20 protein-coding genes are annotated in these 19942 nt (G+C 67.1%); 12 read left to right on the top strand and 8 right to left on the bottom strand.

Annotated elements, in window-relative coordinates:
• Position 1: 1 nt before the first annotated feature.
• Positions 2-1696, bottom strand: a complete 1695-nt coding sequence (locus tag E2E30_RS16895; protein WP_206365599.1) for a class I adenylate-forming enzyme family protein — start codon at positions 1694-1696, stop codon at positions 2-4.
• A 66-nt stretch (positions 1697-1762) separates the two neighbouring features.
• Here E2E30_RS16895 and lgt point away from each other — a divergent pair, with 66 nt between their 5' ends.
• The 4 genes from lgt to pgeF all read left to right on the top strand — a co-directional run bounded on the left by lgt (position 1763) and on the right by pgeF (position 5123).
• Positions 1763-2665: a prolipoprotein diacylglyceryl transferase gene (gene lgt, locus E2E30_RS16890; protein WP_133191541.1), complete on the top strand. Its 903-nt coding sequence runs from the start codon at positions 1763-1765 to the stop codon at positions 2663-2665.
• Positions 2666-2758: 93 nt separating this feature from the next.
• Positions 2759-3856: a class I SAM-dependent methyltransferase gene (locus E2E30_RS16885; protein WP_443018352.1), complete on the top strand. Its 1098-nt coding sequence runs from the start codon at positions 2759-2761 to the stop codon at positions 3854-3856.
• Positions 3853-4362: a GNAT family N-acetyltransferase gene (locus tag E2E30_RS16880; protein WP_133191540.1), complete on the top strand. Its 510-nt coding sequence runs from the start codon at positions 3853-3855 to the stop codon at positions 4360-4362. Before E2E30_RS16885 ends, E2E30_RS16880 begins: the two co-directional genes overlap by 4 nt.
• Positions 4359-5123 carry a peptidoglycan editing factor PgeF gene (gene pgeF / locus E2E30_RS16875; RefSeq protein ID WP_133191539.1) on the top strand — a complete coding sequence of 255 codons (765 nt, stop codon included), beginning with the start codon at positions 4359-4361 and terminating at the stop codon, positions 5121-5123. The genes E2E30_RS16880 and pgeF overlap by 4 nt, the downstream gene beginning before the upstream one ends.
• A 121-nt stretch (positions 5124-5244) precedes the next feature.
• Here pgeF and E2E30_RS16870 read toward each other — a convergent pair whose 3' ends face one another.
• Positions 5245-5625, bottom strand: coding sequence for a VOC family protein (locus E2E30_RS16870; protein WP_133191538.1), 381 nt, complete (start codon positions 5623-5625; stop codon positions 5245-5247).
• A 93-nt stretch (positions 5626-5718) separates the two neighbouring features.
• On the opposite strand from E2E30_RS16870, the gene E2E30_RS16865 reads away from it, so the two are divergent.
• The 3 genes from E2E30_RS16865 (at position 5719) to E2E30_RS16855 (ending at position 8572) form a co-directional block, all read left to right on the top strand.
• On the top strand, positions 5719-7044 hold the full coding sequence (locus E2E30_RS16865) for a cystathionine gamma-synthase family protein (protein WP_133191537.1): 1326 nt from the start codon (positions 5719-5721) through the stop codon (positions 7042-7044).
• Positions 7045-7120: 76 nt separating this feature from the next.
• Positions 7121-7513, top strand: a complete 393-nt coding sequence (locus tag E2E30_RS16860) for a DUF2147 domain-containing protein (RefSeq protein ID WP_133191536.1) — start codon at positions 7121-7123, stop codon at positions 7511-7513.
• A gap of 39 nt (positions 7514-7552) precedes the next feature.
• On the top strand, positions 7553-8572 hold the full coding sequence (locus E2E30_RS16855) for an adenosine deaminase (RefSeq protein ID WP_133191535.1): 1020 nt from the start codon (positions 7553-7555) through the stop codon (positions 8570-8572).
• Between the two features lie 9 nt (positions 8573-8581).
• On the opposite strand, the gene murA is transcribed toward E2E30_RS16855, so the two are convergent.
• Positions 8582-9865 carry a UDP-N-acetylglucosamine 1-carboxyvinyltransferase gene (murA, locus tag E2E30_RS16850; RefSeq protein WP_133191534.1) on the bottom strand — a complete coding sequence of 428 codons (1284 nt, stop codon included), beginning with the start codon at positions 9863-9865 and terminating at the stop codon, positions 8582-8584.
• Positions 9866-10048: 183 nt separating this feature from the next.
• Between murA and E2E30_RS16845 the strand changes: the two genes are divergently transcribed.
• Positions 10049-10744: a Crp/Fnr family transcriptional regulator gene (locus tag E2E30_RS16845; protein ID WP_133192163.1), complete on the top strand. Its 696-nt coding sequence runs from the start codon at positions 10049-10051 to the stop codon at positions 10742-10744.
• A gap of 13 nt (positions 10745-10757) precedes the next feature.
• Here the strand turns inward: E2E30_RS16845 and clpS are convergent, their stop codons facing one another.
• The 3 genes from clpS to E2E30_RS16830 form a co-directional block, all read right to left on the bottom strand.
• Entirely contained in the window at positions 10758-11093 is a 336-nt protein-coding gene (gene clpS / locus E2E30_RS16840) for an ATP-dependent Clp protease adapter ClpS (protein ID WP_133192162.1), read from the bottom strand.
• 129 nt (positions 11094-11222) lie between these two features.
• Positions 11223-12050 carry a phasin family protein gene (locus E2E30_RS16835; protein WP_133191533.1) on the bottom strand — a complete coding sequence of 276 codons (828 nt, stop codon included), beginning with the start codon at positions 12048-12050 and terminating at the stop codon, positions 11223-11225.
• Between the two features lie 124 nt (positions 12051-12174).
• Positions 12175-13908: a PHA/PHB synthase family protein gene (locus E2E30_RS16830; RefSeq protein WP_133191532.1), complete on the bottom strand. Its 1734-nt coding sequence runs from the start codon at positions 13906-13908 to the stop codon at positions 12175-12177.
• 153 nt (positions 13909-14061) lie between these two features.
• On the opposite strand from E2E30_RS16830, the gene E2E30_RS16825 reads away from it, so the two are divergent.
• The 3 genes from E2E30_RS16825 to E2E30_RS16815 are packed head-to-tail and all read left to right on the top strand — an operon-like array spanning position 14062 to position 16486.
• Positions 14062-15267, top strand: coding sequence for an LL-diaminopimelate aminotransferase (locus E2E30_RS16825; RefSeq protein WP_133191531.1), 1206 nt, complete (start codon positions 14062-14064; stop codon positions 15265-15267).
• A gap of 11 nt (positions 15268-15278) precedes the next feature.
• Entirely contained in the window at positions 15279-16055 is a 777-nt protein-coding gene (locus E2E30_RS16820; RefSeq protein WP_133191530.1) for a sulfite exporter TauE/SafE family protein, read from the top strand.
• Positions 16055-16486 (top strand): acyl-CoA thioesterase, encoded by a 432-nt coding sequence (locus E2E30_RS16815; protein WP_133191529.1) that lies wholly within the window; start codon positions 16055-16057, stop codon positions 16484-16486. Before E2E30_RS16820 ends, E2E30_RS16815 begins: the two co-directional genes overlap by 1 nt.
• Here E2E30_RS16815 and E2E30_RS16810 read toward each other — a convergent pair.
• Together E2E30_RS16810 and E2E30_RS16805 are read right to left on the bottom strand one after the other, a co-directional pair.
• Positions 16476-17213: a hypothetical protein gene (locus tag E2E30_RS16810; protein ID WP_133191528.1), complete on the bottom strand. Its 738-nt coding sequence runs from the start codon at positions 17211-17213 to the stop codon at positions 16476-16478. The genes E2E30_RS16815 and E2E30_RS16810 overlap by 11 nt on opposite strands.
• A gap of 62 nt (positions 17214-17275) precedes the next feature.
• Positions 17276-18727, bottom strand: a complete 1452-nt coding sequence (locus tag E2E30_RS16805; RefSeq protein ID WP_133191527.1) for an ATP-binding protein — start codon at positions 18725-18727, stop codon at positions 17276-17278.
• 149 nt (positions 18728-18876) lie between these two features.
• On the opposite strand from E2E30_RS16805, the gene E2E30_RS16800 reads away from it, so the two are divergent.
• Positions 18877-19935, top strand: a complete 1059-nt coding sequence (locus E2E30_RS16800) for a LacI family DNA-binding transcriptional regulator (protein ID WP_133191526.1) — start codon at positions 18877-18879, stop codon at positions 19933-19935.
• The last annotated feature ends 7 nt before the right edge of the window (positions 19936-19942 follow it).

The following is a 19942-nucleotide window of genomic DNA, read 5'->3' as shown; positions in this document are numbered from 1 at the left end:
CTCAGCCCCCCGCCGCCGCGAGCGCGCGATAGGTCGCGCGGAGCGTAACCTTGTCGATCTTCTCGGTGCCGAGCCGCGGCAGCGCCTGATCGACGAACCAGATCCGCGCGGGCACCTTGAACGCCGCGATATGCTCGAACAGGAACGCGCAAAGATCCTCGGTGCTCAGCGCCGCGCCGTCGCGCAGCAGGACCACGGCGCCCGGCACCTCGCCGAAACGCTCGTCGGCAAGGCCGAACACTGCCGCCTCGGCCACCGCAGGATGCTCGTAGATCGCCGCCTCGACTTCCTGGCACGAGATGTTCTCGCCGCCGCGGATGATGATGTCCTTCTTGCGGTCGACGATGAAGAGATAGCGGTCCTCGTCGAGATAGCCGATGTCGCCGGTCAGGAAATAGCGATCGGCGGTGAACGCCGCCGCGGTCGCATCGGGGCGGCCGTAATATTTGGTGAAGTTGCACACCGAGCGAATCGCGACCTCGCCGCGCTCGCCTTGCGCGACAGGCTTGCCGTTGCCGTCGACGATCGCGAGATCGATCAGCGGGAGCGAGGCGCGGCCGGTCGAATTGGGCTTGGCGAGGTAATTGTCGCGGAAATTGCCGCAGCCCGCGCCATTGGTCTCGGTCAGGCCGTAGCCAAGCAGCGGCTTGGGCCCGCCCATCTCCTCGGAGATGCGGCGGACATGCTCGATCGGGCGCGGCGCGCCGCCCGCCGCGAAATCGGACACGCTCGACAGATCGTAGTCGGCGCGCTTCGGATGCGTCAGAATCTCGAAGCTCATCAGCGGCACGCCGACGAAATAGGTCACCGTTTCGGCCTGGATCAGCCGCATCGCTTCCTCGGCATCCCATTTCGGCATGAGCACGAGCTTGCGCCCCATGGCGAAGCTCTGGAGGAACACCGGCACCTCCGCCGTCACATGGAACAGCGGCACGTTGAGCAAGGTCGCATGCTGCGTCGGCGGCGCGGCGCCGTCGGCGGTCGAGATCGACAGCATGACGAGCGCCTGGACCAGATAATTGTAGACCGCCTGCGTCACCGCGCGATGGTTGCTGATCGCGCCCTTCGACTGGCCGGTCGAGCCCGAGGTGAACAGGATCGTCGCCGAATCGGTCGGCGCGACGCTCGGCAGCGTAGCGTCGCTCGAGCCGAGCAAGGCGGCCAGCGCGACGGCGAGCGGCTGGCTGTCCTCGATCGTGACCACCGCCACCTCGAGATCGGCGATCGCGGCGAGCCGCTTGGTGCGCGGCGGATCGGCGAAGACGAGGCTGCATTCGACATCGGCCATCGCCGCGGCAAGTTCCTCGGACTGCCACCAGCCGTTGAGCAGCGTGGCCACGCCGCCCGCCATCGTGATGCCCATGTAGAGCACGATCCATGACGGCGAATTGCGCATCGCGATCCCGATCCGGTCGCCCGGTGCGACACCGTGGCCACCGACCAGCGTCGCCGCGACGCGCGCCGCCGCGGCATAGACCTCGGCAAAGGTCAGCCGCTCGTCCCCCGCGACGAGGAAGGTCTTGGCGGCATGCTCGTTGCAGTAATGCGCGAAATAGGGCGGCAGCGTCTGCGGCACGCCGGTGATCAGCGGGAGATCGTTCCCGTCGACGTGCACGCTGCCGAGCGCCAGCGGACCGCCTGCGCCGGTCAATTGCGCGAGCGCGGAATCCATCCGTTGATCGAGTTTGCTCGGCATTCGCGCTCTCCACTTGGTCTTATCGCCTGGCGCCATTATGGAGGCGCAAATTCCAGGGGAAAAGCCTTGTTCCTGACTGCCGCCCTCCCCATCCTCGCTGCCGCTACGGCAGGCGTCGATCCGCACCTGCATTTTACCGATCTGCACCTCAATCCGGTCGCGATCGACCTGCATTTCTTCCAGATCAAATGGTATTCGCTCGCCTATATCAGCGGAATCCTGCTCGGCTGGTGGTATCTGCTCAAGCTGATCGCGCAGCCCGGCAGCCCGATGGCGCGGCGTCATGCCGACGATCTGGTGTTCTACGCGACGCTCGGCATCATCCTCGGCGGGCGGCTCGGCTATGCGATCTTCTACGCGCCGCACCTGCTGACCTCGCTCGGGCTGTTCAAGCTGTGGGATGGCGGCATGTCGTTCCATGGCGGGATGATCGGCACGTCGATCGGCATCATCCTGTTCGCGCGGAGCCAAAAGCTCGATTGGCTGCGGATCCACGATTATCTCGCCTGCGTCGTGCCGTTCGGGCTGTTCTTCGGGCGGATCGCCAATTTCGTGAACGGCGAATTGTGGGGCAAGCCCGCCGATGTGCCGTGGGCGATCGTGTTCCGTGACACGGTGCAGACCGGCATGATCGAACCCGCGCGACATCCGAGCCAGCTGTACGAGGCGGGGCTCGAGGGGATCGCCTTGTTCCTCATCCTGTGGTTCGCTTTCTGGAAGACCAAGGCGCGCTATGAGCCGGGCAAGCTCGTCGGGCTGTTCCTGCTCGGCTACGGCCTCGCACGCTTCATCGTCGAATTCTTCCGCGAGCCCGATTCGCAGTTCAGCGGGACGTTCTTCGCGACGACGATTCACATGGGCCAGGTGCTGACGCTGCCGATGATCGTTGGCGGGCTGTATCTCGTGCTCACCGCCAAGGGCCGCCGCCACCGCGTCGAGCCGATCGCGGGCGGGCAGAGCGTGGCGTAATCTCGCTGCTTGCTTCCCTCCCGCAAGCGGGATGCGCCCTTCTTGCTCCCCTCCCGCTTGCGGGAGGGGCTGGGGGAGGGCAGTGAGCAACGCATGACAGTGCCCGTTTCAGACGCCCCTCCCCCGGCCCCTCCCGCAAGCGGGAGGGGGGAAGAAGAAGCGCCCCTCGCCGACCGCCTCGCCCGCGCGATCACGCTCGCCGGGCCGATCTCGCTCGCGCAGTATATGGCCGCCGCCAACGCGCACTATTACGCCACGCGCGATCCGCTCGGCGCGGGCGGCGATTTCACCACCAGCCCTGAAATCAGCCAGATGTTCGGCGAGCTGATCGGCCTGTGGTGCGCCGATCTGTGGGACCGCGCCGGCCGCCCCGACGTGGCGTGGGTCGAGCTCGGCCCCGGCCGCGGGACGCTCGCCGCCGATGCGTGCCGCGCGATGGCCAAGGCCGGCTTCACCCCGCCGGTCCATTTCGTCGAGACCAGCCCGGTGCTGCGCACCGCGCAAGCGACGCGCGCACCCGGCGCGACCTGGCATGATTCGGTCGACACGCTGCCAAGCGACCTCCCACTTCTGATCGTCGCCAACGAATTCTTCGACGCGCTTCCCGTCCGGCAATTGGTCAAGCGCGCCGATGGCTGGTTCGAGCGGCTCGTCGCCTGCCAGGACACGCTGTTCCTGCCGATCGCGGGCAAGCAGATCCCCGATGCAGTCGTTCCCGAGACGCTGCGCGATGCGACGCCCGGATCGGTGATCGAGACCTCCCCCGCCAGCGTCGCGATCCTGCGCAGCCTCGCGCAGCGGATCGTCGCGCAGGGCGGCGCACTACTCGCGGTCGACTACGGCTATGACGGACCCGCGCTGGGCGACACGCTGCAGGCGGTGCGCGGGCATCAATACGCCAACCCGTACGAACACCCCGGCGAGCAGGACCTCACCGCGCACGTCGATTTCGGCACGCTCGCCGCCGCCGCACTGGTCGAGCGCGCGGCGGTCGCCGGGCCGATCGGCCAGGGCGCGTTCCTCGCAGCACTCGGCATCGACGCCCGCGCTGCCGCTTTGTCGAAGGCCGCACCCGGTCGCGCCGAGCAAATCGCGCTCGACAAAGCGCGGCTGACACGGGAAATGGGCGACCTTTTCCAGGTCCTCGCCGTGTCCGCACCGGGTTGGCCCAACCCCGCAGGTTTTGCATGATCACCTATCGCGACGCGCGCACGATCGACGGCCCGGCACTCGCCGCCATGGCCCGGCGCTCGTTCACCGAGACCTTCGGAACGCTCTACAGCGACGCCGATCTCTCGGCGTTCCTCGACGAGGCGTTCGGGCCGAACGGCTTGCCGTCGCAGCTGTCCGATCCCGATTTCACGATCCGCCTCGCGCTCGCCGATGACGAGATCGTCGGCTATGTGAAGATGGGCCCGGTCACCTTCCCCGGCGAATGGCGCCCCGATGCGATCGAGCTCTATCAATTCTACGTGCTCTCGGGCTGGCACGGCCAGGGCGTCGCGCAGGAACTGATGGCGTGGGCGCTCGATTTCTCGCGCGAACACGGCGCGCGCGAGGTGATACTCAGCGTCTATGTCGACAATCACCGCGCACATCGCTTCTACGAGAAATACGGCTTCGAGGATATCGGGCGGATCGCCTTTCGCGTCGGCGAGACGGTCGATGACGACAATCTGATGCGGCTGGTGCTGTGAGCACACCCGTCGAGGTGATCACCGCGCGGACGCTCGCGGGGGTCGCGCACGGCTTTCTCGGGCGGATCGGCGGCGTCTCGGGCGGGGTTCGTGCCGGGCTGAACGTCGGGATCGGCTCCGACGACGATGCCGCCGCGGTCGCCGAGAACCGCGCGCGCGCGAGCGAGGCGGTCGTCCCGGGTGGAACGCTGGTGACGCTCTACCAGATCCACTCCGCCGAATGCGTGACGGTGCGCGGGAGCTTCGACGATGCCCTGCGCCCGCGCGCCGATGCGCTGGTGACCGACCGGCCGGGGCTCGCGCTCGGCATCCTCACCGCCGATTGCGCGCCGGTGCTGCTCGCCGACCGCGAGGCGGGGGTGGTTGGCGCGGCGCATGCCGGGTGGAAGGGCGCGATCGGCGGGGTGACCGACACGACGATCCTCGCGATGGAAGCGCTCGGCGCCAAGCGCGAGCGGATCGCGGCGGCGATCGGCCCGTGCATCGCGCGCGCGAGCTATGAGGTCGATGCCGCCTTTGCGCAGCGCTTCGAGGCCGACGATCCCGCGAACGAGCGCTTCTTCGCCGAGGGCCGCGCGGGGCATTTCCAGTTCGATCTCGAAGCCTATGTCGCACACCGGCTTGCCGCGGCGGGGGTGATGCGCGTCGCGATGCTCGGGCTCGATACGTATGCCGACGAAGCGCGCTTCTTCAGCTACCGCCGCGCGACGCATCGCGGCGAGCCCGATTACGGGCGGCAGATCTCGATCATCGGACTGTAGCGGTGTTCTCCCCTTCCCCTTCGGGGGAGGGGCTGGGGGTGGGGCCGTGTCTCACCGAGCGTGGCGCCCGTTACTGCCCCACCCCAACCCCTCCCCTGAAGGGGAGGGGCGTGCCCGGTCATCACCGCGTTCTGAATTCCTCGGGCGTCGTCAGCTGCGCGAGGATCAGCCCGTTGCCATCGGAGTCCTTCAGCATCGTGAAGCGCCCCCACGGCTGCGCGTCGACCGGCGACAGCGGCACGCCCAGCGCACCGATCCGCGCATATTCGGCATCGACATCGTCGACCCCCAGCATCAGCCCCTGCACGCCGCCCGGCGGCATCGCATCGAACCACGTCACCAGCGCGATCGTCGCGCCACCATCGCTGGGCTGGAGCTGGATCCAGCGCATGCCGGGCCCCATCGGCTCGTCGCGCAGCACCGCGAGCCCGATCACGCGCGTGTAAAAATCCAACGCCGCCGCCGGATCGCGCACCGGCACAGAAACCACCGCAACCGCCATGTCCCGTCCCCCCGTCGCTCCACCGCGCAGATGGTTTCAATTGACACTATCTCGCGGTACACGATCCTACCGTATTTTTAGCGAGGACGCAGCATGGCCGACAAACTCGAAACCGAAGCCGATCTGACCGGCGTCGCCCCGCGCACGAAGCCCAAGCCGTCGATCGAGAAGATCGGCGACCGCAAGCTGAAGCCATCGACGCTGATGATGGGCCACGGCTATGACCCCGCGCTGTCGGAAGGCTCGCTCAAGCCCCCGATCTTCGCGACTTCGACCTACGTCTTCCCCAATGCGGCCGCGGGCAAGCGCCACTTCGAAGGCGTCACCGGAAAGCGCCCGGGCGGCTCGGAAGGCCTCGTCTATTCGCGCTTCAATGGTCCGAACCAGGAAATCCTCGAGGATCGCCTCGGGGTGTGGGAAGAGGCCGAGGACGCGCTCGTCTTCTCGAGCGGCATGTCGGCGATCGCCACGCTGTTCCTGTCGATGGTCAAGCCCGGCGACACGATCGTCCATTCGGGCCCGCTCTATGCCGCGACCGAGACGCTGATCGCGCGCATCCTCGGCCGCTTCGGCGTGAAGTGGCTCGACTTCCCGGCTGGCGCAACGCGCGAGGAAATCGACGCGGTGATGACCGAGGCGGCAACGGGCAATGTCGCGCTGATCTATCTCGAAAGCCCCGCCAACCCGACCAACGCCTTGGTCGATATCCAGGCAGTGGCGGCGAGCCGCGACGCGATCTTCACCGGCGACGCCAAGCCGCCGATCGCGATCGACAACACCTTCCTCGGGCCGCTGTGGCTCAAACCGCTCCAGCACGGCGCCGACATCGTCGTCTATTCGCTCACCAAATATGCCGGCGGGCATAGCGATCTCGTCGCGGGCGGCGTGCTCGGATCGAAGGCGCACATCAACACGATCCGGCTGATGCGCAACACGATCGGCACGATCTGCGACCCCAACACCGCGTGGATGCTGATGCGCAGCCTCGAGACGCTCGAACTGCGGATGAGCCGCGCTGGCGAGAACGCCGTCAAGGTCTGCGGCTTCCTGCGCGGCCACCCCAAGGTCGAGCGCGTCGGCTATCTCGGCTTCCTCGCCGACAGCCCCGGCATGGAGCGCCAGGCCGACATCTACGCACGCCACTGCACCGGCGCGGGCTCGACCTTCTCGCTCATCGTCAAGGGTGGCGAAAGGGAAGCGTTCGCGTTCCTCGATGCGCTCAAGATCGCCAAGCTCGCCGTGTCGCTCGGCGGCACCGAGACGCTCGCTTCGCACCCGGCGGCAATGACGCATCTGTCGGTCGCCGACGAGCGCAAGCAAGCGCTCGGCATCACCGACAATCTCGTGCGCATCTCGATCGGGGTCGAGGATGCCGACGATCTCATCGCCGATTTCGCGCAGGCCCTCGACGCGATCTGACGCGTTCAACGGGGGGACAGGTCTGCGGCGCTACAGCGCCGCAGACCCCGCTTGTGAAAGGTGCGCGATGCGACCGATGATGATGACGCTGGCCGCAGCCGCGCTGGCCTTGCTCCCCGAAGCGGTGCTCGCCGCGCCGCCGACCGGCACATGGACCAACCCGCAAAAGTCGGTTCGCGTCGTGTTCCGGAAGTGCGGCCGCGCGATGTGCGGCAAGATCGTCTGGGCGAGCCCCAAGGCGCAATCGGATGCCGAACGCGGTGGTGGCGGGCCGCTGGTCGGCACGATGCTGTTCAGCGATTTCGTCGAGCAGCGCCGCGGGTTGTGGAACGGCAGCGTGCTGATCCCCGACATCGGCCAGACCGTCACGGGGACGATCGAGCAGACCGGACCCGACACGCTCGTCGGCGAAGGCTGCCTGCTCGCGGGCTTCGGCTGCAAGCGCCAGACCTGGACGCGAACGCGCTGAACCCTTGCCGCGCAGCCGTGATCGGGCGATGACGGCGGGATGATTGATTCCGACTTCATCGCCGGCCTGCCCAAGGCTGAACTCCACCTCCATATCGAGGGCAGCCTCGAGCCCGAACTGATGTTCGCGCTCGCCAAGCGCAACGGCATCGCGATCCCGTTCGCCAGCATCGAGGATGTCCGCGCGGCCTATAATTTCTCGCGGCTGCAGGACTTTCTCGACATCTATTATGCCGGTGCCGACGTGCTGCGCGAGGCCCGGGATTTCCACGACCTCGCCGCCGCCTATTTCGATCGCGCCGCCGCCGACGGTGTCGTCCATGCCGAGATCATGTTCGATCCGCAGACGCACACCGCGCGCGGCGTCGCGTTCGAGACGGTGATCACCGGCCTGCTCTCGGCGATCGACGAAGCCAAGGCCAAGCACGGCATGTCGGTGCAGCTGATCCTGTCGTTCCTGCGGCATCTCGACGAAGCCGACGCGATCGCCACGCTCGATGCGGCACGGCCGTGGGTCGACCGGATCGGCGCGGTCGGCCTCGATTCGTCCGAGCTCGGCCACCCGCCCGAGAAATTCGCGCGCGTCTTCGCGCAGGCGCGCGCGCTGGGGCTCAAGCTCGTCGCGCATGCCGGCGAGGAAGGTCCGCCCGAGTACGTCTATCAAGCGCTCGACCTGCTCGGCGTCGACCGGCTCGACCACGGCAATCGCAGCCTCGAGGATCCGCTGCTCGTCACGCGGCTCGCGCGCAGCGGCATGACGCTGACGGTGTGCCCGCTGTCGAACCTCAAGCTGTGCGTCGTCGACGACATGACCGCGCATCCGATCGACCGGATGCTGCGCGAGGGGCTGCGCGCGACGGTCAATTCGGACGATCCGGCCTATTTCGGCGGGTATATCGCGGACAATTACCGCGCGATCGCGGCGGCGCGCGGCCTTAATCGTGACGATCTCGTCACGCTCGCGCGCAACAGCTTCCTCGGCTCGTTCCTGCCCGACGCTGCCGTCACCGCGCATCTTGCCCGGCTCGACGCCTATGTCGCGCAGGCGCCCGCCGCATAGGCGCCGCGCTCAGCCGTCGCCGACACGCTCGATGTCGGCGCCGACTGCGCTCAGTTTCTCCTCGAGCCGCTCATAGCCGCGGTCGAGGTGATAGACCCGGCTGACCTGCGTCTCGCCGTCCGCCACGAGCCCGGCGATGATCAAGCTCATCGACGCGCGCAGATCGGTCGCCATCACTTGCGCACCGGTCAGCTTGGGCACGCCGCGGACCACCGCGGTGCGGCCGTGGACTTCGATGTTCGCGCCCATCCGCGCGAGCTCGGGCACGTGCATGTAGCGATTCTCGAAGATCGTCTCGGTCAGCACGCTCGCGCCGTCGGCCATGCACAGCATCGCCATGAACTGCGCCTGCATGTCGGTGGCGAAGCCCGGGAACGGCGCGGTCGACAGCGTGAGCGGCTTGATCCCGCCCGAGGCCGAGACGAGCAGATTGTCGCCGCGCTCCTCGAGCGTGACGCCCGCGTCGATCAGCGCGGCGGTGGTCGCGCGCATGTCGTCCATCTTGATGCCGACGAGTTCGACCGAGCCCCCGGTGATCGCGGCGGCACACGCATAGCTGCCCGCCTCGATCCGGTCGGGCATCACGCGATAGGTCGCGCCGTGGAGCCGGTCGACGCCCTCGATCTCGAGCGTCTCGGTGCCGATCCCGTTGATCTTCGCCCCCATCGCGACGAGCAAATTGCACAGATCGACGATCTCGGGCTCGCGCGCGGCATTCTCGATCCGGCTGCCACCCTTGGCGAGCACCGCCGCCATCACGACATTCTCGGTCGCGCCGACCGAGACGATCGGGAAGGTGTAGATGCCGCCCGACAGTCGCCCGCCCGGCGCGATCGCCTTGACGTAGCCCGCCGCCATCTCGAGCTGCGCGCCGATCGCCTCGAGCGCCTTGAGATGCAAGTCGATCGGACGATTGCCGATCGCACAGCCGCCCGGCAGCGACACCGTCGCCTCGCCCGCGCGCCCGATCAACGGGCCGAGCACGAGGATCGACGCGCGCATTTTCCGCACGATGTCGTACGGCGCCTCGGTCGCGGTGAGCTTGCCCGCGCGGATCGTCATCACGCGGCCGAAATCCTCGGGGCGCGCGCCCTCGATCCGCGTCGAGCAGCCAAGCTGGTTGAGCAGATGCCCGAAACTGTCGACATCGGCGAGCCGCGGCAAGTTGCGCAGCGTGACCGGCTCTTCGGTCAGCAATGCGCACGGCATCAGCGTCAACGCGGCGTTTTTCGCCCCGGAAATCGGAATGCGGCCAGAAAGGCGGTTGCCGCCACGAATGAGAATACGGTCCATGCCCTCGTTTATCGCCTCGCCTGAAAGGCGCAAGCAGGTTACACCGTGTTATAAAGGTGAAACACGCGTCTCGACCGGTTGATCGATTTTAATGCATTGTTTCTTGCGCGCTGCTTTGTGCACCTAATCAAGGGGGATTTTTCGCGCGTGCCAGGAAGTTACTTCGCCGACCGTTTGACCGGGATGGTCGTGTTAAGCGAAAACGAACGGCTCGCGCTGGCACGGTTGGAGGAGCGTGAGCGGCCAGTCCGCCGTGGGATGACGCTGCACCGCGAGCGCGATCGTACCGGCGACGTCTATATCCTGCGCAAGGGGACGATGATGAGCTCGGTGCTGCTCGACGATGGCAGCCGGCAGATTTTGCGCTTCCATTTTCCCGGCGACATGCTGGCGACCGCGAGCATGATCTATCGCGAGGCGCCCGAGACGATCACCGCGGTCTCCGAGTGTATCGTCGCCCCGTTCGAGCGATCGGCCTTCGCCGCGCTGTATACCGAGCATCCACGGCTCGCCGCGCTGATCATGGTCTATAACCAGATCGAGCGTGCAGCGCTGACCGACCGGCTGGCAGCGCTCGGCCGGACGTCGGCGAAGGCGCGCGTCGCGGCAATCCTGATCGAGATGCGCAACCGCATGCAGACCGAGGTCGACGGCACGGCCAGCTTCGTGCTCGGCTTGACGCAGGAAGAGATTGGCGACGCGACCGGGCTCACCGCGGTCCATGTCAATCGCATGCTGCGCCAGCTCGAGGAGGAAGCGCTGATCGCGCGCGAAAGCGGGCGGATCAGCTTTCTCGACGAGCGCGCGATGCTGCGCACCGCGAATTACATCGACCGGTACGCCAAGCTCAATCTTGATTGGTTGCCGCCCGCGAACTGAAGCGGCGGCGCGCTCAGGCCTTTTCGAGCGTGCATTGCAGCGGGTGCTGGTTCTGCCGCGCAAAATCCATCACTTGCGTCACCTTGGTCTCGGCAACTTCGTAGCTGAAGGTGCCGCACACCCCGACGCCCTTTTGATGGACGTGGAGCATCACGCGCGTCGCGGCTTCCATGTCCATGCGGAAATAGCGCTGCAGCACGAGCACGACGAATTCCATCGGCGTGTAATCGTCGTTGAGCAGCAGCACGCGGTACGGCGTGGGCTCCTTGGTCTTGGAACGCGTACGGGTTGCGACCCCGGCGCCGGTGCCGTCCCCGTCATCGGTGCCATCGTCACGGCGTTCCGCCATCGAGATTCGGGTGCTGTCGATCATGTGTCGCCAAAATATGGCATTGCCGGGGGGAAGGGCAAGGGGCTCGGATACGAAAAGGGCGGCCCGTCGCCGGACCGCCCCCACTTATCGAAAGATCGCGCGTGGTTATGCGGCGACCTTGATCTTCTCGGCTGCCAGCGCGACGCGGTTCGAGATCGGCTGGGCGATCTCACCGGCGAGCTTGAGCATCGATTCGGTGTTCTTCGAGGTTTCGGCGACCATCGCGTCGAATGCGCTGCGCATGAAGTCGCTGTGGAGCTTGAGGCAGTCGGTCGGCGACTTGACGCTCGACAGCGTCTTCATCGCAGCCGTCGCGCTCTCGAGCTGCTTGCGGCCATATTCGGCGGCTTCCTGGCCCATCGTCTCGATGCCCTTGGCGGCGATCTTCGACGACTCGACGAGCGCTTCAATGTTGCCCTTCGAGAATTCGTTCATCTCTTCGATCATCTTCGAACCCTTTTCCATTGCGGTCTTGGTGCGATCGTTGACGTCGGCGAACATCGCCTGCGCACGGGCCTGGGTGGTGTCAGCGGCGGACTGTACGGTTTCCATGATCTTGGCTTCCTTCTGAGCGACGGCCGCCGCGGCTGCGACGACGGGGGTTGGGGCTGGCGTGGTAATGGGGGCAGACACCGGCAAGGCGGGCGCGGGCAAGACGGGCGCGAGCGCCTCGATCACCGGCTTCGGCGGTGCAACGGGCGCGACTGGCGGTGCAACCGCGGCGACTGGCGCAACCGGCTCGACTGGCGAAGCCACGGCTGCAGGCGCGGTGGTCACTGATGCTGGCTTGGGTGCAGCGGCGGCGCGCTTCTTCGCGACAGGCTTTGCAGCGGCAAGCGCGGCGGGAACCGAGTCGGACGGCGCAGCAACCGCAGCGGCGATCGATGCGATCGAGGGCGGGGTCGCGGGGGACTTCGGGTCGTTGCTGGCCATGACGGGATTGCTCCTGCTCTATTGCTGCGCCGCAATATACGCCGGAAACACGACACGAACAAGCGAAATGTTGCACTGCAACATAAGCGTAACGACTTGCCTGCGCAGGCGCTCACCCCATCGATCAGCGCGCCCGGACGTAGCGTCCCGGCGCATCGTCGAGCACCGGCAGACCGCCCCCGCCCGGCTGACGTGCGCCCGTCGCGGCGACGCTGTCGGCACCGTGATCGCGCAGCCAGCCGAGCCAGTCGGGCCACCAGCTGCCCTTGGTCTCGACAGCACCCGCGATGAAGTCTGCCAAAGTGGTGACAGGCGCGGGATTGAGCCAATATTGGTATTTTCCCGCACTCGGCGGGTTCACCACGCCCGCGATATGCCCCGATCCCGCCAGCACGAACTTGCGCTCGCCGCGGAAATGCTCGGTCAGCGCCCACACGCTCTCGGCCGGCGCGATATGGTCCTCGCGCCCCGCCTGGATATAGGCGGGCGTCTCGACTCGCCCGAGATCGATCGGCACGCCGAGCGCGCTCAGCGCGCCCGGCTTGGCGAGGAGATTGTCGCGGTACAGATCGAGCAGATAGCGCATGTGCCAGCCCGCCGGCAGGTTGGTCGTATCGCCGTTCCAGTGGAGCAGGTCGAACGGCGCATAGTCCTTGCCGAGCAGATAATTGTTGGTGACGTAATTCCAGATCAGGTCGCGCCCGCGCAGCTGGTTGAACACCGACGCCATGTAGCGCCCGTCGAGAAACCCGTCGGGGGTCAGCGTCTTGAGCAAGGCGATCTGATCGTCGGCGACGAAGTGGAGCAGCTCGCCCGCCTTGGTGAAATCGACTTGCGCGGTGAAGAAGGTCGCGGTGCTGACCTTGTCCGCCTCGCCGCGCGCCGCGAGGATCGCAAGCGTCGCGGCAAGCGTCGTGCCCGCGACGCAATAGCCGATCGTGTGCACCGCGGGTACGTCGAGCCCGGTGCGGATCAAGTCGATCGCCTCGATCTGCGCGGCGATATAATCGTCCCACGCCACGTCCTTCATGCTCGCATCGGCCGAGCGCCACGAGACGAGGAAGACGGTGATGCCTTGCTCGACCGCCCAGCGGATGAAGCTCTTCTCGGGCGTCAGGTCGAGGATGTAGAATCGGTTGATCCATGGCGGGAAGATCACCAGCGGCGTCGACAGCACGCTTTCGGTCGTCGGCGTATATTGGATCAGCTCGTAGAGGTCGGTGCGGTGGACGACCTTGCCCGGCGTCACCGCGAGATTGCGGCCGACCTCGAACGCGCTCGCATCGGTATGCGTCACTTGCCCCTTGGCGAGATCGGCGAGCATGTTCTGCAAGCCCTTGAGGAGATTCTGCCCGCCGGTCTCGAGCGTCTTCTCGAGCACTTCGGGGTTGGTCGCGGGGAAGTTCGACGGGCTGACCGCATCGAGGAAGCCGCGCGCGGCAAAGCGCATCTGTTCGCGCTGCTTGTCGTCGACGCCCTGCACCGCCTCGACCTGCGCCAGCATCTGGTCCGAAAACAGGAAATAGCTTTGCCGGATCCAGTCGAACAGCGGGTTCTCGCGCCAGCGCGGATCCTTGAAGCGCTTGTCGCGCGCCTGGGCGGGGGTTTCGGCGACCGGCTCGGCCTGCCCGGGGACCAACAGCCGCTGCCACAGCGTCAGGCTCTCGGTCCAGAAATCGCGCGTCCGCGCCAGCGTTTCGGGATCGGTCAGGCCGGGGATCGCGGGCAGGCCGGAGTCGCTCGCGCGCATCGCATCGAACCCCTGCTCGATCATCATCTGCTGCGCGCGGCCCAACAGCCAGGTCCAATGCTGCAGATCCGCCAGGCTCGGCATGGCGGGAGGGGGTGTGTCGGCCATGGCATCCTCTACGCTTGACGCATCCGACCTTAGCCCGATCCGCCCTGCCAGCAACCCCGCTAACACCCTTGGGCGCAAAGCCGGGTGACGAAGCTCGCGCGAGACCGTAAGGTGCGCGCGTAAGGAAATGTCTCCTCGAACCGGAATTCCGCAATGTCCGACGATTTCTACCGCATCAAGCGCCTGCCCCCGTACATCATCGCGGAAGTCAACGCGATGCGAGCGGAAGCGCGTGCGAGCGGCGAGGACATCATCGATCTCGGCATGGGCAATCCCGATTTGCCGCCGCCGCCACATGTCATCGAAAAGCTGATCGAAGTCGCGCGCAAACCCGACGCGCACGGCTATTCGCAGTCGAAGGGCATTCCCGGGCTGCGCAAGGCGCAAGCGAACTATTACGGCCGCCGCTTCGGCGTCGATGTCGATCCCGACACCGAAGTCGTCGTGACGATGGGGTCGAAGGAAGGCCTCGCCAGCCTCGCGACGGCGATTACCGCGCCCGGCGACGTCGTGCTCGCGCCCAACCCGTCCTACCCGATCCACACCTTCGGCTTCATCATTGCAGGCGCCACGATCCGCGCGGTGCCGACGACGCCCGACGATGCCTATTTCGATTCGCTCGAGCGCGCGATGGCCTTCACCGTCCCGCGCCCGTCGATCCTCGTCGTCAATTATCCGTCGAACCCGACGGCCGAAGCCGTCGACCTCGCTTTCTACGAGCGGCTCGTCGCCTGGGCGAAGGAGAACAAGGTCTGGATCATCTCCGACCTTGCCTATTCCGAGCTCTATTTCGACGGCAAGCCGACGCCCTCGATCCTGCAAGTGCCCGGCGCCAAGGACATCGCAATCGAATTCACCTCGCTCAGCAAGACCTATTCGATGGCGGGCTGGCGGATCGGCTTCGCGGTCGGCAACAAGACGCTGATCGCGGCGATGAGCCGCGTGAAATCGTATCTCGATTACGGTGCCTTCACTCCGATCCAGGCCGCGGCGTGCGCCGCGCTCAACGGCCCGCAGGACATCGTCGCGACAAATCGCGAGCTCTATCACAAGCGCCGCGACGTGCTCGTCGACAGCTTCGGCCGCGCCGGGTGGGATATCCCCTCGCCGCGCGCGTCGATGTTCGCCTGGGCGCCGCTCCCGCCGGCGCTCGCACACCTAGGTAGCCTTGAGTTCTCCAAACAATTGCTGACTCACGCACGCGTCGCGGTTGCCCCAGGGGTGGGCTATGGCGAGAATGGAGAAGGTTTCGTGCGCATCGCGATGGTCGAGAACGAGCAGCGGCTGCGCCAGGCCGCGCGCAACGTGAAGAAATATCTGCTGTCGATGGGCGTCAACACCCCCGCCAAGACCGGCTGACGCCTACGCCGATGCATATCAATCTGTTGTATTCGATGGCCGGCGTGCTCGTCGGCCTGGTCGTCGGGCTGACCGGCGTCGGCGGCGGCTCGCTGATGACGCCGCTGCTCGTGCTCGCCTTCGGTTTCCACCCGGCGACCGCGGTCGGCACCGATCTGCTCTATGCCTCGGCGACCAAGACCGTCGGCACCACGGTGCATGGCTGGCGCGGGACGGTCGACTGGACCGTCGTGCGCCGGCTCGCGACGGGGAGCGTCCCCGCCGCTTTGCTCACGCTCGTGATCCTGCATTATGCCGGCGAGCAATCGGCCAAGACGGGCCACGCGATCTCGGTCGCGCTCGGCATCACGCTGCTGGTGTCGGGTCTGGCGACGATCTTCCGCGCGCGGATCGTCGCCGCGCTCAGCCGGCGGCTCGGCGCCGTGCGGCCGCGGCGGCTTGCGCGGCTGACGGTGCTGCTCGGCGCGGTGCTCGGCGTGCTCGTCTCGCTGACGTCGGTCGGCGCGGGCGCGCTCGGCATGACCGCGCTGCTGATCCTCTACCCGCTGATGCCGGTCAACCGGCTGGTCGGCTCGGACATCGCACACGCCGTGCCGTTGACGCTGCTCGGCGGGATCGGGCATTGGATCCTCGGGTCGGTCGACGGCGCGCTGCTCGTCTCGCTGCTGATCGGCTCGATCCCGGGGATCATCGTCGGTAGCCTGGTCGCGAGCCGCGTGTCGGATCGCTTCCTCACCCCCATCCTCGCCGCGGTGCTTGCCGCGGTCGGCCTGAAGTTGCTGTTCTGATGACCCGTCCCGACTTTGCCTTCTCGACCCGCTTCAAGGTCCGCTATGCCGAGATCGACGGCCAGAAGGTCGTCTTCAACTCGCGCTATCTCGAATATGCCGATGTCGCGGCGACCGATTACTGGGACTGGACCGGGATCGGCGCGGCGCTGGGCGAGGCGTGGACGCACACCGAATTCCACGTCCGCCACACCGCGATCGACTATCTGAAGCCGTTCGTGTGGGGCGACACGATCGAGGCGTTCGTGCGGATCGCGCGGATCGGCTCGTCGAGCCTGACGCAGCGCTTCGAGCTCTGCCATGCCGAGACGGGCGCGCTCCACACCACGATCGACATGACGATCGTCAACGTCCATCTGCCGACCGGCGCGGCGCAGCCGATCGCCGCCGACGTGCGCGCCTATCTCGAGGCGCTGCCCGCTACTTCTTGAAGCCCGAGATCAAGTCGAAGCGGATCCGCACCCATGCGCCGATGACCGGCTTGCCGTTGACGCGCGGCGGCCGCACGCGGAACTGCCACGCCGCGAGCCGCAGCGCGCGCGACAAGCCACCGCCAGGCGGCGATTCGTCGAGCGAGCGGCAATTCTCGACATGATAATCGGGCGCGGTCTTGCACGCGATCATCGCCCAGCCGCCGTCGCCCTTCATATATTCCTGCATATACGGCTTGAGCTCGGCATCGCTCGGCTCGCGATACCATTCGGCATTGTAGAGCGATCCGCCGCCCGGCCCCTGCCCCGGGCCGTACGCCGCGACGCTGTCCTTGCCCGTGCCCTCGCCGCTGCCCTCGCCCTTGGCCGAGGGGATCTTGCCGATATCCGACGCGGCGAAATCCTGGGGGCTGAGCTGGATCAGCTTGGACGGAAGCGGCGCCTTGGGCATTGGCGGGACGGTCGGCGGCGGCGGTGCGGCCGACGCGGTCGTCACGACCTTCTTCTGCTGCTGCTTGACCTTGGTCTTCGATGCGGTCTTCTCGAGCGGCGGGCCGATCGGTCTCACGTCGAAGGTGGTGAGCTTGGGCTGCTTCTCGACCTTGGTGAAAACGCCGGTGCCGAGCTGGAGCAACAGCAACCCGACCAGCGCCTCGACCACGAGTGCGAGCACGATCCCGCGAACGCGGCGGCGATCCGACGTGGACTGATAGGAGGCGGATGCCATCGAGCGCCCCTAGGCCGCGCCGTCCCGCACTGCAACCGCTGGCGCACGACCTGAACGCTTTGTCATGCGGCGTCGGCTGCCGCGGTCGTCCAGCCAAGTGCGGGGATCGTCAGCGACCGCTTGCCCGACAGATCGACCCGCGTGACCAGCAGGTTACGCCCCTCGATATAGCCGATCACGCGCCGCGCGCGGCCGAGCGAGCTGGTGCCATAGGTATGCGCGATCTCCTCGTCGGTCGGTGCGGGGAGCCCCTCGCGCGCAGCCCGCGCGATCAGCAGGAAGCAGCCAAGCATCTCGTCGGGCAGATCATGCGCGATCGCGATCGCCTCGGCCCAGTCGCCCTCCAGCCCGTCGAAAATCCCGGCGCGCGCCGCCGCGAGCCGGCGCGAAAAGCCCGAAGACGACAGCGGTGCCGGATGCACGCCGACCATGCGACAGCGCACCTGGAAATCCTGGTAGAGCACGGCGGCCGGCCGCGTGCTCGAATCGCGATCCTCGACGATCGCGCGCAGCACGTCGGTGACGACGCGCGCGAGTTCCTCGGGGTCGCGCTTGGGAACATCGCGCGCCGGCTCGGACGTCGGCACGGTCTCGATCTGGTCGAGCACATATTCGGCCGGAGCCGCGCGCGGCGGGGGCGGCGGTGGGCGCACCGGCTCCTCCATCTCGGCGAAAAGGAATTGCCGCATATCGCTCGCTTGCGGCTGCGGCAGCGGCGTCAGCACCGGGCCGCCGCCGCGCGACCCGGTCTCGACCGAACCGACCTTGATCGCGATCGGCCGGCGACACACCGCCGGCCCGAGCGCAAGGAAGGTGCCGCGCGGCAGATCGCGGATCTGCTCGGCCTGGCGCCGCTCCATCCCGAGCAGATCGGCCGCGCGCGCCATGTCGATGTCGAGGAAGGTGCGCCCCATCAGGAAGTTCGACGCTTCCGCCGCGACATTCTTGGCGAGCTTGGCGAGGCGCTGAGTCGCGATGATGCCAGCCAAGCCCCGCTTGCGCCCGCGGCACATAAGGTTGGTCATTGCGCCGAGCGACGCGCGGCGGACCTCTTCGGTCACTTCGGCGCCCATCGACGGTGCGAACACCTGCGCCTCGTCGACCACGACGAGCGCTGGATACCAATGCTCGCGCGGCGCATCGAACAGCGCGCCGAGAAACGCGGCAGCACAGCGCATCTGCCCCTCCATCTCGAGCCCCTCGAGATCGAGCACGACCGAGGTGCGATGCTCGCGGATCCGCTGGCCGAAGCGCGCAACCTCGGCGACCGAATAGTCAGCGGCGGCGATCGCGATATGGCCGTATTTCTCGCCGAGCGTGACGAAGTCGCCTTCGGGGTCGATGATGATCTGTTGCACTTGCCCCGCGCTGCGTTCGAGCAGCCGGCGCAGCAGATGCGACTTTCCCGAGCCCGAATTGCCCTGCACGAGCAACCGCGTCGCCAGCAATTCTTCGAGATCGATCGGAACGGAAGCGCCGCCCGCGTCGAGGCCCATATCGACCTGAAACGTCATCGGGAGCGCATGCCCGATTGCACGGGGTGGGGGCAAGCGCCATCGACATCGCACAGACGCTTTGCACCCCCTCGTGTAAATGCCCACCTGTAACTGCGACTTGCCGCATGCCATCGCTCCGCCATAGGGTCGGCTCCGAAAGGACGCGCATGAAGGAACCCCGCAGCTCACGCCGCCAGCACAATGTCCCGACGGTCAGTGACGTCGCGGCGCGGGCCGGCGTTTCGCCGATGACGGTGTCGCGTGTGATCAACGACAAGGCCAGCGTGCGCCCGGCAACGCGCGAACGCGTCGAGGCAGCGATCGCCGCGCTCAATTATGCGCCCAACGCCGCCGCGCGGATGCTCGCGGGCGGCGAGGATGTGCGGATCGGCGTGCTCCACACCAATCCGAGCTTCTTCTATTTCAGCGAGTTCCTGATCGGCTGTCTCGACCAAGCGAGCCGCCAGACGGTCCAGATCCTGATCGAGAAATGCGAGACCGGCACCGAGATCGCGGCGATCGAGCATCTCACGCGTGGGCGGATCGACGGCATCATCCTGCCGCCGCCGCTATGCGATTCGGCGCTGGTGCTCGAGGCGTTGCACGAACGCGGCATCCCGGTGGTGGCGATTTCGACCGGGCGTGCGCCGGGCTGGGCGCTGTCGGTCAGCATCGACGATCGCCGCGCGGCCTATGACATGACGCGGCATCTCGGCGATCTCGGCCACCGCCGGATCGGCTTCATCACCGGCGCGCCCAACCAGACCGCGAGCGCCGAGCGGCTCGAAGGCTATCGCGCGGCACTCGCCGATCTCGATCTGCCCGTCATCGACGCGCTCATTGCCGACGGGCTGTTCACCTATCGCTCGGGGTTGGAAGCGGCCGAACGGCTGCTCGACCTGCCCGAGCCGCCGAGCGCGATCTTCGCGGCGAACGACGACATGGCCGCTGCCGCGATCGCGGTGGCGCATCGCCGTGGGCTCGACGTGCCGCGCGATCTCGCCGTCGTCGGCTTCGACGATTCGGCGCTCGCGACGACGATCTGGCCCGAACTCACCACGATCCGCCAGCCCGTCACCGACATGGCGCGGATGGCGGTCGAATTGCTCGTCGAGGCGCTGCGGCTCGACCGGAGCACGGCGCCGGGCGAGATTGCCGAGCCGCACGTCCAGATCGCCTATTCGCTCATCCGCCGCGATTCGGACGCGCCGCCGCGCGCCGCGTGAGGCGCGC

It is taken from the genome of Sphingomonas sp. AAP5 (assembly GCF_004354345.1).
GTDB classification, from domain to species: domain Bacteria; phylum Pseudomonadota; class Alphaproteobacteria; order Sphingomonadales; family Sphingomonadaceae; genus Sphingomonas; species Sphingomonas glacialis.
The sequence above is the reverse complement of the archived record's forward strand: the minus strand, read 5'-3'. Positions and strand labels throughout refer to the sequence as shown.

Coding starts and splice junctions, on each gene's coding strand:
- E2E30_RS16895 (WP_206365599.1), bottom strand. CDS start 1,696: ATGCCGAGCAAACTCGATCAACGGATGGATTCCGCGCTCGCGCAATTG.
- E2E30_RS16885 (WP_443018352.1), top strand. CDS start 2,759: ATGACAGTGCCCGTTTCAGACGCCCCTCCCCCGGCCCCTCCCGCAAGC.
- E2E30_RS16880 (WP_133191540.1), top strand. CDS start 3,853: ATGATCACCTATCGCGACGCGCGCACGATCGACGGCCCGGCACTCGCC.
- E2E30_RS16870 (WP_133191538.1), bottom strand. CDS start 5,625: ATGGCGGTTGCGGTGGTTTCTGTGCCGGTGCGCGATCCGGCGGCGGCG.
- E2E30_RS16865 (WP_133191537.1), top strand. CDS start 5,719: ATGGCCGACAAACTCGAAACCGAAGCCGATCTGACCGGCGTCGCCCCG.
- E2E30_RS16860 (WP_133191536.1), top strand. CDS start 7,121: ATGATGATGACGCTGGCCGCAGCCGCGCTGGCCTTGCTCCCCGAAGCG.
- E2E30_RS16855 (WP_133191535.1), top strand. CDS start 7,553: ATGATTGATTCCGACTTCATCGCCGGCCTGCCCAAGGCTGAACTCCAC.
- murA (WP_133191534.1), bottom strand. CDS start 9,865: ATGGACCGTATTCTCATTCGTGGCGGCAACCGCCTTTCTGGCCGCATT.
- E2E30_RS16845 (WP_133192163.1), top strand. CDS start 10,049: ATGGTCGTGTTAAGCGAAAACGAACGGCTCGCGCTGGCACGGTTGGAG.
- clpS (WP_133192162.1), bottom strand. CDS start 11,093: ATGGCGGAACGCCGTGACGATGGCACCGATGACGGGGACGGCACCGGC.
- E2E30_RS16835 (WP_133191533.1), bottom strand. CDS start 12,050: ATGGCCAGCAACGACCCGAAGTCCCCCGCGACCCCGCCCTCGATCGCA.
- E2E30_RS16830 (WP_133191532.1), bottom strand. CDS start 13,908: ATGGCCGACACACCCCCTCCCGCCATGCCGAGCCTGGCGGATCTGCAG.
- E2E30_RS16825 (WP_133191531.1), top strand. CDS start 14,062: ATGTCCGACGATTTCTACCGCATCAAGCGCCTGCCCCCGTACATCATC.
- E2E30_RS16820 (WP_133191530.1), top strand. CDS start 15,279: ATGCATATCAATCTGTTGTATTCGATGGCCGGCGTGCTCGTCGGCCTG.
- E2E30_RS16815 (WP_133191529.1), top strand. CDS start 16,055: ATGACCCGTCCCGACTTTGCCTTCTCGACCCGCTTCAAGGTCCGCTAT.
- E2E30_RS16810 (WP_133191528.1), bottom strand. CDS start 17,213: ATGGCATCCGCCTCCTATCAGTCCACGTCGGATCGCCGCCGCGTTCGC.
- E2E30_RS16805 (WP_133191527.1), bottom strand. CDS start 18,727: ATGACGTTTCAGGTCGATATGGGCCTCGACGCGGGCGGCGCTTCCGTT.
- E2E30_RS16800 (WP_133191526.1), top strand. CDS start 18,877: ATGAAGGAACCCCGCAGCTCACGCCGCCAGCACAATGTCCCGACGGTC.